The sequence below is a fragment of the Corallococcus sp. AS-1-6 genome (assembly GCF_020037015.1).
Taxonomy (GTDB): Bacteria; Myxococcota; Myxococcia; order Myxococcales; family Myxococcaceae; genus Corallococcus.
The window spans coordinates 283732-296572 of record NZ_JAIQDE010000005.1; the positions used below are offsets into that span (position 1 = coordinate 283732).

At 68.7% G+C, this 12841-nt stretch carries 12 protein-coding genes; 9 read left to right on the forward strand and 3 right to left on the reverse strand.

Annotated features, from left to right (window positions below):
• The first annotated feature begins 90 nt into the window (after positions 1 to 90).
• From K8612_RS09680 to K8612_RS09690, 3 genes are all read left to right on the forward strand, one after another.
• Positions 91 to 1560 carry a matrixin family metalloprotease gene (locus K8612_RS09680; protein ID WP_223762073.1) on the forward strand — a complete coding sequence of 490 codons (1470 nt, stop codon included), beginning with the start codon at positions 91 to 93 and terminating at the stop codon, positions 1558 to 1560.
• A gap of 60 nt (positions 1561 to 1620) precedes the next feature.
• Positions 1621 to 2526, forward strand: a complete 906-nt coding sequence (locus tag K8612_RS09685; RefSeq protein WP_223762074.1) for a hypothetical protein — start codon at positions 1621 to 1623, stop codon at positions 2524 to 2526.
• A gap of 113 nt (positions 2527 to 2639) precedes the next feature.
• A complete protein-coding gene (locus tag K8612_RS09690) occupies positions 2640 to 3674 on the forward strand; it encodes a hypothetical protein (RefSeq protein ID WP_223762075.1) in 1035 nt (344 codons plus the stop codon).
• Positions 3675 to 3680: 6 nt separating this feature from the next.
• Here the strand turns inward: K8612_RS09690 and K8612_RS09695 are convergent, their stop codons facing one another.
• Positions 3681 to 4658 (reverse strand): alpha/beta hydrolase, encoded by a 978-nt coding sequence (locus K8612_RS09695; RefSeq protein ID WP_223762076.1) that lies wholly within the window; start codon positions 4656 to 4658, stop codon positions 3681 to 3683.
• Positions 4659 to 4801: 143 nt separating this feature from the next.
• Here K8612_RS09695 and K8612_RS09700 point away from each other — a divergent pair, with 143 nt between their 5' ends.
• Together K8612_RS09700 and K8612_RS09705 are read left to right on the forward strand one after the other, a co-directional pair.
• Positions 4802 to 7168, forward strand: coding sequence for an SH3 domain-containing protein (locus K8612_RS09700; RefSeq protein ID WP_223762077.1), 2367 nt, complete (start codon positions 4802 to 4804; stop codon positions 7166 to 7168).
• Positions 7169 to 7175: 7 nt separating this feature from the next.
• Positions 7176 to 7562: a hypothetical protein gene (locus K8612_RS09705; RefSeq protein WP_223762078.1), complete on the forward strand. Its 387-nt coding sequence runs from the start codon at positions 7176 to 7178 to the stop codon at positions 7560 to 7562.
• Between the two features lie 6 nt (positions 7563 to 7568).
• Here K8612_RS09705 and K8612_RS09710 read toward each other — a convergent pair whose 3' ends face one another.
• Positions 7569 to 8366 (reverse strand): endonuclease/exonuclease/phosphatase family protein, encoded by a 798-nt coding sequence (locus tag K8612_RS09710; RefSeq protein ID WP_223762079.1) that lies wholly within the window; start codon positions 8364 to 8366, stop codon positions 7569 to 7571.
• Between the two features lie 43 nt (positions 8367 to 8409).
• On the opposite strand from K8612_RS09710, the gene K8612_RS09715 reads away from it, so the two are divergent.
• Both K8612_RS09715 and K8612_RS09720 read left to right on the forward strand, forming a co-directional pair.
• The gene (locus K8612_RS09715; RefSeq protein ID WP_223762080.1) at positions 8410 to 8994 is read left to right on the forward strand and encodes a hypothetical protein; all 585 of its coding nucleotides are present in this window, start codon (positions 8410 to 8412) and stop codon (positions 8992 to 8994) included.
• Entirely contained in the window at positions 8991 to 9536 is a 546-nt protein-coding gene (locus tag K8612_RS09720; RefSeq protein ID WP_223762081.1) for a hypothetical protein, read from the forward strand. Before K8612_RS09715 ends, K8612_RS09720 begins: the two co-directional genes overlap by 4 nt.
• Before the next feature lie 30 nt (positions 9537 to 9566).
• Here K8612_RS09720 and K8612_RS09725 read toward each other — a convergent pair whose 3' ends face one another.
• Positions 9567 to 9881: a hypothetical protein gene (locus tag K8612_RS09725; protein WP_223741972.1), complete on the reverse strand. Its 315-nt coding sequence runs from the start codon at positions 9879 to 9881 to the stop codon at positions 9567 to 9569.
• 182 nt (positions 9882 to 10063) lie between these two features.
• Between K8612_RS09725 and K8612_RS09730 the strand changes: the two genes are divergently transcribed.
• A complete protein-coding gene (locus K8612_RS09730) occupies positions 10064 to 10378 on the forward strand; it encodes a metalloregulator ArsR/SmtB family transcription factor (RefSeq protein WP_223741971.1) in 315 nt (104 codons plus the stop codon).
• The gene (locus K8612_RS09735; RefSeq protein WP_223762082.1) at positions 10375 to 12825 is read left to right on the forward strand and encodes an excinuclease ABC subunit UvrA; all 2451 of its coding nucleotides are present in this window, start codon (positions 10375 to 10377) and stop codon (positions 12823 to 12825) included. Before K8612_RS09730 ends, K8612_RS09735 begins: the two co-directional genes overlap by 4 nt.
• Positions 12826 to 12841 lie beyond the last annotated feature (16 nt).

Consider the following 12841-nt stretch of genomic DNA (forward strand, 5'->3'; position numbering starts at 1 on the left):
CTTGCGTATCTCGTTCATCCCGTCCTCGCCCGATTTCCGGGGCACGGGAGCCTTGAACGCCGCAGTGGGGGAATGATGAAACGACCTGGCTTGACCGCAGTCTTCCTGATGGGATTCCTGCCCGCCGCCACGGTGAGCGCCTATGTGTTCAACTCGGGGGGCCGGTGGAGTGACAATCCCTATGTCATTGACGTCATCGCCGGCCCGTTCCAGACCCACTTCGGGCTGGACGCCACGCGCACCATGCACATGGCGCGCTCGGGCCTCCAGGCCTGGGTGAACGTGGGCGTGGGCTTCGCCACCAACCTCGCGTTCTACAACACGACGCCCAGCGCGTCGGACATCGAGATCGAGGCGAAGACGTGCTGCGATGGCGACTGCACCTCGGGGTGCCTCGGGCGCGCGACCAACGTCCCGCTCTCGGACAACTGCGCCCTCGACATCTACAAGAACACCAACAGCCCCCAGAGCTACTCGGACGACCGCACCAGCACCTGGGACATCCAGTCCATCCTCTCTCATGAGTTCGGGCACTGCCTCGGGCTGGGCCATCCCTCCAACCCGGAGGAGGCCATCATGAAGCAGGGGCAGTACGTCTTCGAGGCCTATCCCAAGCGCTTCCCGCGCGTGGATGACAAGACGGGCGGGCAGAACGCGCAGTACATCGCGGACTACCCCATCCGCGTGCGGGATCGCACCGGCGGCGCCTGGACCCAGGTGGCGAAGACGTCCGGCAGCGTCGGCGTGGCGACCCGCGCGGATGGCTGGTCCCTGGTGGCCTATGAGACGGACCCCACCCGCGACACCACCAGCAACGTGGCCCACCTGGCCATCTCCTCCACCGGCGGCGTCAGCCCGGAGTGCATCAACTGGGACGAGTGGACGTACGACGGCGTGGCCGTCTCCGAGGACACCTCGGGTGGCTTCGCGAAGGCCTTCCTCGCGGCCAACGACGGAGGACAGATCCTCGTCTACCGGGACATCTACCCCGCCCTGCTGGGCTGCATCAAAGGGACGCGCACCCTGACGACGATGTCGTCCCGGCGCCGTCCCAGCCTCGCGTACGACGCGGGCACCAGCCGGCTGGTGATGGCCTTCATCGACCGGAACACGGGCCAACTGCGCATCTCCACCTCCACCAGCTCCGGCACGTGGACGACGCCCACGCAGGTGAACACGGAGTGGACCGACGCGCCCGTCGGCATCGACTGCGGGTACTGGGCGCCGGCCGGCGCGAACCGCTGCTTCATGGCCTTCCCCTCCGCGGATGGGACCCACCGCCTGCGCATCGCGGAGGGCTACATCAACGCCTTCGGCGGCTACGTGCACCTGGGGACCTACGTGGCCGGGGGCTGGACCCTCAACATCGCGCCGGACCTCCAGATCATCAACGGCAACCGCCTGGAGATCATCCACGGGGCCACGGACAACAACCGCACCGCGTATATGTATGTCCGTGATTGCAGCAGCGGGTGCACGGACTCCACGTATCCCCTGGATCAGCGGACCTACGTCGGCGGCGGCATCTCGAGCACGAAGCTGGTGACGGCGGCTCCATGAGCGGCGCTCGCAGGCCTGTCACGACACCTCACTGTGAATGACTTTTGGAGCAAGCCAGACATGATGCCTTTCAAGAAGCAGGGAATGACGCTCGTCCTTGGAGCGGTCCTGGGTGTGGGCGCCACCGGCGTGGCGACAGGGTTCCTCCCCGAGCAGGCCCGGCCGGGGCCCATGGTGACACAGGGGGAGATCCACGATGACCATGGCGAGTATGTCTTCGGCCCCGAAGGATACGTGGCCCAGTCGGACGTCATCGTCACGGGCCGCATCACCCGGGTCCTCGATGCACGGACGTTCGCCGCCGGGAGCAAGAGCCCGCGGTACTCGCACCGGCTCGAGCTCGAGGTGGACGAGGAGCTCTACCGGAACACGGAGCGCGCTCCCGGCGAGCGGAGCCCGCGCCTGGTCGTCTCCGTGCCCGCGGCGGGGACGGACCTCACCACGGGGCGCGCCCACATCGCGGGCCCGGGCGGAGGCACGCACCTGTTCTTCCTGCGGCGCTCACCGCTCGTCCCGGGGGCCTTCGTCCTCCTGCGGGGGGAGAACGGGCGCGTCGACCTGACGGGCGCCTCGGTGCGGCACGAGGTGCTGCGCGGCGGCACGCCCTCCGCCGTCCTCGACGAGGTGCGGCGCTACGCCGCGACGGTGCGGGTCTCCCTTCCCGCGACGGAGCGCGAGTCGCTGGGCGCGCTTCCCGAGGGCGTGAAGCCGGGCCGCTTCTACGGGCGGAGCGACACGCCGGCCGCGCTGCGGCAGGCGCTGAAGACCCAGCAAGACGGGGTGCTGGTGTTCGACGCGCTGCCGGAGGGCGCGGTGGCCTCGCGGCTCCACGTCCTCAGTGTCGGGGGCAAGTGCTTCGTGCGCACGCAGTGGGAGCCCGGTGCGGCCTCCGGCCCGGTGGCGCTCCACGTGAAGGACGGGGTCCTCCCCTCGACGTGTGAGGCCTTGCTCGACAAGACGTTCTGACCCACCCCCGGCCCGCCTCGAGCAGTCGAGGCGGGCCGGGACAGCCGCGCGTTTCCCGCGCAACTTCCGCGCGCGGGCCGGGTTCATGGGGGACTTTCCTGGAGGAATTCCCCATGAAGCGAAGCAATGTGACGCAGTTCATCTGGGCGTGCGCGCTGTGGACCCTGGGCACCGCTGGCTGTGGAAGCCCGGGGGACGCGGGCGAGTCCATCGATGGCGTGACCTGGGGAACGTCGCAGGCGGCCCTCACCGTGTACGAACAGGCCGCGCTGGACACGGCCAACAACGCGGCGGGCTGCAAGCCGCTCGGGAACTTCTACTGGGAGATTGGCGACGGGTCCGGGCCGCTCTACGGCCTCACGAAAGGCAGCGGCGTCACGGCCACGACGGTGATGCCCATCGCGTCCGCGAGCAAGTGGCTGTACGTGGGCGCCTACGTGCAGTCCAAGGGGTACGCGAACCTCACCGCCGATGAGAAGAAGCGGCTCAACTTCACCAGCGGCTACATCGACGAGAACACCACCCTGTGCGACGTCGCCGGGACGACCGTCTCCGCGTGCTACGGGCCTTCCTTCAAGGACGTCACCTACCGCCCGCTCCAGAACGGCCGCTTCTTCTACAACGGCGGCCACATGCAGAAGCTGGCCCTGGATGACATCGGCGCGCGCAAGGGCACGGGCCTCTTGAGCGTGATGGACTGGCTCAACCCCTTGCTGGGCACCACCTTCCCGGAGTCCGACAGCGACGTCGCCGTGGCGGGGGGTTTCTCCGGCAGCGCGGCGCAGTACCGCGTCTTCCTCCAGAAGCTGCTCAACGGCCAGACCGCGCTGTCCTCCAAGCTGACCGTGGACTCCGTCCCCGCCTGGTCGGGAGGCCCCAACGTGGCCTTCACGCCGTGGACCGCGGCGGGCGAGGTCTACTACGGGCTCGGGCACTGGATTGAGGGCGAGCCCGTCAGCAGCACCTGGACCGTGACGGGCCACTCCTCGCCGGGGGCCTTCGGGTTCTACCCCTGGGTGAACGCCGCCAGGACCCGGTACATGGTCCTGGCCCGCAGCCGGCAGCTCGGCAGCGAGGAGGGCGAGAAGTCACGCGCCTGTGCCCAGACCGTCCGCAAGGCTTACGAGACGGGCATCGCGCAACCCTGAGCACGGTCACGGGACAGGCGGGGTGGCCCCTCGGGCGAACATCCGTCCCAGCCATGCGTCGCGCGTCGAAATGCAGGCGCGCGCCACGTCGGACCGAGGGGCGATGTCGTAGAAGCCGTGGAAGGCCCCGCCCCAGACGTGCAGCTCACACTCGCCCCCTGCCGCCAGGATTTCGCGCGCGTAGGCGACGGCTTCGTCCCGGAACGTCTCCCCTTCCGCGACGTCGATGAAGGTCGGCGGCAGCCCCCGCAGGTCCGTGGCGCGCGCGGGGGCGGAATAGGGAGACACGTCCGGGCCTCCCCAGCGCTCGCCCAGCACCGCCTTCCAGGCGGTCACATTGCTGGTGCGGTCCCAGACCCCGACGCCGTCATACCGGCGGGCGGACTCCGTCTCATTGCGGTCGTCCAGCATGGGGCACTGCAGCAGTTGCCCCAACAGCTTCGGGCCTTGTCGATCCCGCGCCAGGAGCGTGGTTCCGGCCGCGAGCCCGCCGCCACCGCTCCCGCCGAAGATCACGAGCCGCTTCGGATCAAACCGCAGCCGGTCGGCGTTCGCCGCCATCCAGACCAGCCCGGCGTAACAGTCCTCCACCAGGGTCGGCGCAGGGTGCTCGGGCGCCAGCCGGTATTCGACCGTCACGCAGACCGCATCATGGCGGAGCGCCCAGTCCACGAGCGGCTTCGCTCCCGCGAAGCGGGTCCCCATCACCATCCCGCCGCCATGGATGTGATAGACGGCCGGCCCCGGAACCGAGTGGCCCTGCCGGGCAATGACCGAGACCGTGATCTCCGCGCCCTGATAGCCGGGGATGCCGTAGTCGACGCAGTGGACCTTCGCGTCTCCCATCAGGTCCTCCCGGGTCACGCGGCTCAGGCCCCGGAAGTGCTCCAACTGCTCCAGCGTCATCCGCCGGGGCACATACCCCTCCAGCGCGGGCAGGAGGGCGGCCAACTGGGGGTCGAACTCGATGGGGTGAGCGCTCATCCGGGGAGAGGATCAAGCCTCCGCGCTCGCGTCAAACGTTCCCTGGGCTGGAACAGTGGCGCTGCGGGGTGCTGGGGCCCGCCCCTGGCCCGCCCCCGGTCAACTGGCTAGCATCCGGGGCTCCCGTCACGTGAAGGGAAGCCATGTCGAAGCAGTGGGTACTTTCCGGCGGCGGGGCCACCTACGTCGTCGTCCTCTGGAACGACGCGGAGGCGAAGAACGCGAGCCGCCGGGTCGCGCCCGCCGTGATGCAGATGTGCATCGACGGGTGGATGCGCACGCACCGGCAGGCCGTCCGGGAGATGTACACCGCCTGCGCGGCGACCCCGGGCTCCGCGACATGGCCGGCCGACCCCGTGATGAAGCAGCGCCTGTCGGATGCGTTCAAGACGGGGAAGCTGGTGGGGCTGACGCGCGCCAACGCCCCCACGGTCATCAAGCCCGCGCCTGCCCTCCCCGTCCGCCCGCTGGACGCGGAGGCCCGGCCCGCGCACGGCGTGGGCATCGTCATGTGGAACAAGGCGCCGGCGCTGCAACTGCGCTCCAGCCCCGAGCAGGGCGACAACGTCCTCGGGAGCCTGGCGTTCAACACCCCCGTGCAGGTGATCGCGCAGATGCCCGGCGGCTGGCTGTCGGTGAGCACGCGGGACGGGCGCGTGGGCTTCGTCTCCGCCGACTACGTCTGGTCCGCGCCGCGCCACCCGATGCCCGAGCCGAACGCCCGCCTCCACCGCGTCACCCGGGGCGTGAGCGGTACGGCCATCGCCATCGCGGAGGCCTACTACGGCGACGTCGCGCACGCGTGGGGCGCGGACCTGCGCTTCTTCGTGGCCGTGCTCGCCCAGGTCAACCGGCGGGCCATTCCCAACACCACGGCGGGCTGGAAGTCGCTCGAGTTCAAGGCCGACACGTACATCTGGATCCCCAGCAAGGAGTTCGCCAAGGGGCTGCGCGGCTCGGTCAACTCGGGCTCGTACAGCTTCAACGTGGTGGACGCGTTCGCGTCCGGCTTCCAGCGCGTGTCCGAGCTGCTGAGCGACATCTGGGAGGCCATCAAGCTGTCGCTGAAGTACATCCCCGAAGCGGTCACGCGGCACGTCGAGCAGGCCCTGCGCACGGTCCTCATCGCGCTGCTCGAGATGGCGGTGGGCGCCATCCTCTTCCTCGCCATCTGCACGGCGGTGGGCGCCGCATTGGGCGCGCTCGCGGGCGGTGCGGGTGCCGCGCCGGGCGCGGCCGCGGGGTTCGAGGTGGGGCTCGCGCTGCTGGAGTGGATGGGCCTGGCCTTCCTCGCCAAGTGGATCTTCGACTCGCTCAAGAAGGTCGGCGCCGCGTTCGCGAAGTTCTTCGGCAAGGTGTGGGACGCGCGCGGCAACGCGCAGCGGCTGGACGAGGCGGCGCGCGAGCTGGCCGAGACCATCGGGGTCCTCGCGGGCGTCCTGGTCGAGGTCCTGGCGATGTGGGCCGCGGCCAAGGGCGTCGGCGCCGCGCTCAAGGCGCTCAAGGGCACGGCGGTGGAGAAGGCCTTTGGTTCGACCCGCCTGGCGTCGTGGCTCAAGGAACGCGCCGCCAATCACTCCGCGGGCAAGTCGCCGGTGCCCGGCCCCCGCCAGGTCCTCAGGCGCCTGCGTGAGCGCGAGAAGCCCCCTTCCCCGACCATCGCGGAGCTCGCCGAGCAGGCCGCGCCCCTCTACGAGAAGGAGCTGGTGCCTGCTCGCAACCTGATTGCGCGGGTGTTCAAGGAGATGGGCTCCGTGCAGGCGCGCGCGAAGGACCCGGTCTCCGCGGCCAATCGCTTGCAGCGCGCGGTCGACAGGTTCGGGGCGAAGGTCTCCACCGTCCAGGAGGCCATCGCCAACCTCTGGGATGCCATTGGGACGCGGCTCGTCCTGTCGGACACGTCACCGGCGGCGATGACGCGGGTGGTGAACCGGCTCGCGGAGGCCATCCGGCTGGGGGAGGTGGAGGTCATCGAGATCAACAACCTCCACGGCCCCGGGGGAAAGCCCTACTTCACGCCCGAGCACCTGGAGGCGTTGCAGATCGCCGCGTTGGAAGGTGGGAAGCCGCCCCTGCGCATCACCGAGTCGAAGTTGATGGAGAGCGGCTACACGGTGGTGTGCGCCTACCTGAAGCACGGCAACGGGGTCCGGGGCGAGCTGCAGATCATCGGCAAGGAGGTGCTGACGATCGCCAACGCCGAGCACATCCCGTACGACGTGATGCTGGGCAAGCCGCTCGTGCGCAACGTGCCGAAGGCCGCCGAGGTCGAGCTCCAGAACCTGGTCAAGCCCGTGGAGACCGCCATGTCCGCGCTGACCGAGGCGCAGCAAGCGCAATACCTCCAGTACCTCAACCAGGCCTACATCCACGCCCGCATGATGGAGCTGGGGCAGGCGTCCACCACGCCCCCGCTGCCTCCGGGGCTGAGCCCGGTCTTGAGCATCGAACGGATCCAGGCGCTGGAGCGCTCCATCGCGGCCATCAAGGCCCGGTACAAGTCTCCCTGAGGAGCCCATGCAGATCGTCCTGAATGAACAGAAGCTGCAGCAGGCGATTGGCGCCGCGCTCCACGAGCTGGCGGGGCGCGCGCTCCAGGGCGTGCCCGACACGGGGGCCTTCACCGCGCTGAGCACCCGCTTCGCGGGCGGCGAGCTCGTGGCCGGCGTGGGCGACGTCGAGCTCCGGGTGGCCGCGCCGAGCGGGGACAAGGGCAAGCAGGAGCGCTTCCTCGAGGTGCGGGTCTCCACCCCCAGCGGAGGCAGCCACTCCTCCACCTGGGTGTTCTACGGGAAGACGGCCGCCCTCAAGGACGTGCTCAAGAGCGAGGCGACCCTCAAGGGGAAGGTCCGCGCGGCCATCGTGGCGGAGGCGGAGTCGCTCCAGCGCCACGAGCTGGCGTGAGGGGCTTCACGCGTCGCTGAAGCTCGCGGTCAGGGCGTGGTGGTCGGAGGCCGCGCCCACGTCCACGACCTGGGCCGCGAGCAGCCGCCGGGCCAGCGCGGGTGACGCGAAGACGTAGTCGGTGCGGAAGTCGATGACCTCCCCTTCACGGTGGCGCCGCGCGGTGGCCCACTGGGGGGAGCCCGGCTTGAGGCGCAGCGTGTCCAGCCAGCCGAAGTTCTCCAGGTCGTCGATGACGTCGAAGCGTGGAGGGTGGCCGTACTTGTCGATCCTGGCGCGGCGGACGCGGTCAGCCAGGTCCACGGGATAGGGGTCCGCGCGGGACAGGGAGTTGAGGTCTCCCGCCAGGAGGAAGTCCCGCGAACCGAAAGCCGCTGGTTCGATGAGGGAGCGCAGGTAGCGCGCCTCCACGAAGCGAAGTGACTCATGGTGGGAGTCGAAGTGGGCCGCGAAGACGGTCAGCGGCTCCGCGCCCGTCTCCAGCTCGCATTCGAGGAGGCAGTGGCCAATGAAGTGGGCATTGGCGTGAGCGCGGACCGAGCGCAGGGGGAGGCGGCTGGCGACGGCGACATGGTAGCGGCTGCCGCTGGGACGTGGACGCGCGGTGCCCAGCCGCACGTGGGTGTCGGTGGCGGGGAGCCCGAGCGCGGCGGCGACCTGACGAAGCCGCTCGCCGTCCTCCCACCCCAGACACTCCTGAAGCACGAGCACGTCCGGGCGCTCACGGGCAATGAGGGCCAGGAGCAGCGGCATCCGCTCCTCGCCTCCCATCAGGATGTTGAGCGTCATCACCTTCAGCGACATGCGGGAGAGACTACCCCTACTGGCGCAGGAAGCGGGTGGTAGCATGACGCTGAGCCGGGAGTTCGAGCCACAGCGCGCCTTGCGCTTCTGGAGTGACACAGGCCTCACCGCGGATGCCCAGGCCCATCCCAACATCACCACCTTCGTCCATCGTGCACTGTCCGCACCAAACTCGCCGGAGCGCACAGCAGGACAGGTGCGGATCCATCAGGCGCTCGAGAAGGCCGGCTGGGACATCAATGCGCTCACTCCCGTGACGGGGTTGGGCGTACCTGCGTTCAACGACGGAAGCCCGGCATTGCACACCGGTGACTTCAGCAATGGGCTGGGAGTGATGATCAATGGCATCCAGCACGTCATCGTCGTCGCAAAGGAGTATCGGCTCGACCGCGCCAGGAGTGAATACCTCATCAAGCTGGAATACGTCTTCTACGACGTGTTCGGGCTGGATGATGACGACCTTCGAGAGTATGGCGCGGATGGCGGCCTTGACAGCAACGCGTCACAAGGCATCACGGCTTGGTGGCAGCTTCAGTTCCAACATGGATATGCGCCGCTCATCACCCGAATCGCCTTCGAGCGGGAGTTCAGGGTCCCCATCCCTCCCGGAGGAGGCACACGCCGATGACCACCACTCGTTGGAAGGACCCGGGCGCGGTCGGACTCGGCGCGCTGCTGCTGGGCCTGCTCATCGCGCCGTGGGTCTATGTCGTCGCCTTCAACGCGCTCTTCGCGTTTCCGTCCCCCTTCACCATGATGGTGGCCCCCTTGCTGCTCCTAGCAACCCTGGACCTCGGCCTGGAGGCGTTCGCGCGGCTCCACGGGTTCATGTGGCTCAGGCGGCTGGGAGCGACGCTCTCGGTGGGAGGCCTGCTGACGATTCTCTGGGTCTTGTCAGGCTTCACGTTGATGCCCGGACCGGAGCGACTGGGACTGCTGGCGACCGTCTGGCTCGGGACCTCACTCACCTGTCTGGTCATCGTATTGGCGGTGGGAGCTTCCGGCCCCACGAGGCTCCTCCGCTCGCGTTTGGACACGCCAGCGCGGCAGCGAGCCGCGCTGGCCTTGGCGTTGCTGCTGTTCGGCGGACTCTCCGCGCTCTGCCTTCACTACCTGTTGACGCCCGTGAGCTTCATCGGCGGTCCGCCTTCGCCGGTTCCCATCGGATGAGGTTCGTGACGGCCGTGAAAGCCGCTCGCCCTACTGCACCTGCTGCGGTTCCTGCGCGCAGAGGAACTTCCAGGTGAGCGAGTAGGCGGACGTCGCGCCCCAGTTGATCAGATAGGTCGAGGGCGGGCAGCCCCACTCGCGTTCGCCCACCAGCACCGTCTTGGAGCTGTCGGTGTAGTAGCTCACGTGCGTCCCATACTGGAGGCCGCCGATGGGCCCGAGCTGGGTCGTGTCATCCACGGCCGGAGCGGGAGGAGTCTGGCCTTCACCCTCCTCCATTCCAGCGCCACAGGCCGCCAGTTGGAGGGAAAGGACCGCGAGGGAAGAAATCAGCAGACGCTTCATCAGGCACCTCTCCTTATTTTCGCGTGCAGCGCGATCCTACATGAAAGGCTCTGCCCATGGACTCCCAGGACAACGGTCTTCGATGTGTGTTGTTGATGCATATGGGCTCACGACGCGGGAGTGCCCCCGCGCTTGACTATCCATAAGCAGCAACTTATTCGTCGCGCATGCAGCGCGTGGCCGTGGCCGAGAACAAACTCTTCCAGGCACTGGCGGACCCGAACCGCCGGGCGATTCTCGCGTCACTCGCGCGTGGCGAAGCGGCGGTGAAGGACCTCACGGCGCGATTCGACATCTCGCAGCCCGCGGTCTCCCAGCACCTCGCTGCGTTGAAGGACGCCGGTCTGGTGAAGGGCCGGCGTGAAGGACGTTGCACCTACTACCGGGTGGATCCACGCGGGATGAAGCCGCTCATCGACTGGCTCGCGCACTACCGCGCGTTCTGGTCGGAGCACGTCGACCGCCTCGAACAACTGCTGGAGAAAATGGACCCATGACCTCCTCCGACAAGACCGCCTCCCAGCGCCGCTCGAGCCTCGCGGACAGCCATGACCTGATCCGCGTCCAGGGCGCTCGGGAGAACAACCTGAAGGACGTCAGCGTGGAGCTGCCGAAGCGGCGGCTCACCGTCTTCACCGGCGTCTCCGGCTCCGGCAAGTCGTCGCTCGTCTTCGGCACCATCGCGGCGGAGTCGCAGCGGCTGATCAACGAAACCTATAGCGCGTTCGTCCAGGGCTTCATGCCCACGCTGGGCCGGCCCGAGGTCGACGTCCTCGAAGGACTGACCACCGCCATCATCGTCGACCAGGAGCGCATGGGCGCCAACTCGCGCTCGACGGTCGGCACCGCGACGGACGCCAATGCCATGCTGCGCGTGCTGTTCAGCCGCCTGGGCAAGCCGCACATCGGTTCGTCCAACGCCTTCTCCTTCAACGTCCCGTCGGTCCGCGCCACCGGCGAGATGACCGTCGAGAAGGGCGGAGGCAAGACCGAGAAGAAGGTCTTCAACGTCACCGGCGGCATGTGCCCCAGGTGCGAGGGCATGGGCACGGTCAGCGACATCGACCTGACCCAGTTGTATGACGACAGCAAGTCGCTCAACGAGGGCGCCATCACCATCCCCGGCTACAACGCGGACGGCTGGCTCGTGCGCATCTTCGGGGCCTCGGGCTTCCTGGACCCGGACAAGCCGATCCGCAAGTACACCAGGCAGGAGCTGCACGACTTCCTCCACAAGGAACAGACCAAGGTGAAGGTCGAGAAGATGAACCTCACCTACGAGGGGCTCATCCCGCGGATCCAGAAGTCGTTCCTGTCCAAGGACGTGGACGCGATGCAGCCGCACATCCGTGCGTTCGTGGAGCGCGCGGTCGCGTTCACCTCCTGCCCCGAATGCAAGGGCACCCGGCTCAGCGAGGCCGCCCGGTCCTCCAAGATCAAGGGCATCAACATCGCGGACGCCTGCGCGATGCAGATCAGCGACCTGGCCGAGTGGGTGCGCGGCCTGGACGCGCCGTCCGTCGCCCCGCTGCTGGCGTCGCTGCGGCACACGCTCGAATCGTTCGTGGAGATCGGCCTGGGCTACCTCAGCCTCGACCGGCCCGCCGGCACGCTGTCGGGCGGTGAGGCGCAGCGCACCAAGATGATCCGCCACCTCGGGTCCTCGCTCACCGACGTCACGTATGTCTTCGACGAGCCGACGGTCGGACTGCACCCGCACGACATCCAGCGGATGAACGAGCTGCTGCTGCGGCTGCGCGACAAGGGCAACACCGTGCTCGTGGTGGAGCACAAGCCGGAGCTGATCGCCATCGCCGACCACGTCGTCGACCTGGGCCCCGGGGCCGGCACCGCCGGCGGCGAGGTGGTCTTCGAGGGCACCGTCGAGGCCCTGCGCGCCAGCGACACGCTCACCGGGCGCCACCTGAGCGACCGGGCCACCCTGAAGCCGTCCGTGCGAAAGCCGTCCGGCGTGCTGAAGGTGCGCGGCGCCAGCACGCACAACCTGAAGAAGGTCGACGTCGACATCCCGCTCGGCGTGCTGGTGGTGGTGACCGGCGTGGCGGGTTCCGGCAAGAGCTCGCTCATCCATGGCTCGGTGAGCACCCGGGAAGGGGTGGTTTCCGTCGACCAGTCGCCGATTCGCGGCTCGCGGCGGAGCAACCCCGCGACGTACACCGACCTGCTGGAGCCGATCCGCAAGGCCTTCGCGAAGGCCAACGGCGTGAAGCCGGCCCTGTTCAGCGCCAACTCCGAGGGCGCCTGCCCGACCTGCAACGGCGCGGGCGTCATCTACACCGACCTGGCGATGATGGCCGGCGTCACCACGGTCTGCGAGGACTGCGAAGGCCGGCGGTTCCAGGCGTCGGTGCTGGAGTACAAGCTCGGCGGGCTCAACATCGCCCAGGTGCTCGACCTGCCCGTGAAGGACGCGGTGGGCTTCTTCGGCTCGGGCAAGGCGCAGACGCCGGCCGCGTCGGCCATCCTCCAGCGCATGGCGGACGTGGGCCTCGGCTACCTCCGGCTCGGCCAGCCGCTCACCACGCTGTCGGGTGGCGAGCGGCAGCGGATCAAGCTCGCGACGCACATGGGGGAGGAGGGCGGCATCTACGTGCTCGACGAGCCGACCACGGGCCTGCACCTGGCCGACCTGGAGCAGTTGCTGGGCCTGATGGACCGGCTGGTCGACTCCGGGAAGTCGGTCATCGTGATCGAGCACCATCAGTCGGTGATGGCGCACGCGGACTGGATCATCGACCTGGGACCGGGCGCGGGCCACGACGGCGGACGCATCGTGTTCGAAGGCACGCCGGCCGACCTGGTCGCGGCGAAGTCGACGCTGACTGGCAAGCACCTGGCGGAGTTCGTCGGCGGCGCGTCGAAGGCTGCGTCTGGGAAGGCCTCCGAGCCGGCTCGGGCGCGCTCCCAGAAGCGCTCTTCCTGAAATGATAGCGTCCCCC

Excerpts from the sequence above, each read along its gene's own strand:
- K8612_RS09735 (WP_223762082.1), top strand. The coding sequence starts at position 10,375 with ATGACCTCCTCCGACAAGACCGCCTCCCAGCGCCGCTCGAGCCTCGCG.
- K8612_RS09685 (WP_223762074.1), top strand. The coding sequence starts at position 1,621 with ATGATGCCTTTCAAGAAGCAGGGAATGACGCTCGTCCTTGGAGCGGTC.
- K8612_RS09710 (WP_223762079.1), bottom strand. The coding sequence starts at position 8,366 with ATGTCGCTGAAGGTGATGACGCTCAACATCCTGATGGGAGGCGAGGAG.
- K8612_RS09690 (WP_223762075.1), top strand. The coding sequence starts at position 2,640 with ATGAAGCGAAGCAATGTGACGCAGTTCATCTGGGCGTGCGCGCTGTGG.
- K8612_RS09695 (WP_223762076.1), bottom strand. The coding sequence starts at position 4,658 with ATGAGCGCTCACCCCATCGAGTTCGACCCCCAGTTGGCCGCCCTCCTG.
- K8612_RS09725 (WP_223741972.1), bottom strand. The coding sequence starts at position 9,881 with ATGAAGCGTCTGCTGATTTCTTCCCTCGCGGTCCTTTCCCTCCAACTG.
- K8612_RS09720 (WP_223762081.1), top strand. The coding sequence starts at position 8,991 with ATGACCACCACTCGTTGGAAGGACCCGGGCGCGGTCGGACTCGGCGCG.
- K8612_RS09705 (WP_223762078.1), top strand. The coding sequence starts at position 7,176 with ATGCAGATCGTCCTGAATGAACAGAAGCTGCAGCAGGCGATTGGCGCC.
- K8612_RS09700 (WP_223762077.1), top strand. The coding sequence starts at position 4,802 with ATGTCGAAGCAGTGGGTACTTTCCGGCGGCGGGGCCACCTACGTCGTC.
- K8612_RS09715 (WP_223762080.1), top strand. The coding sequence starts at position 8,410 with ATGACGCTGAGCCGGGAGTTCGAGCCACAGCGCGCCTTGCGCTTCTGG.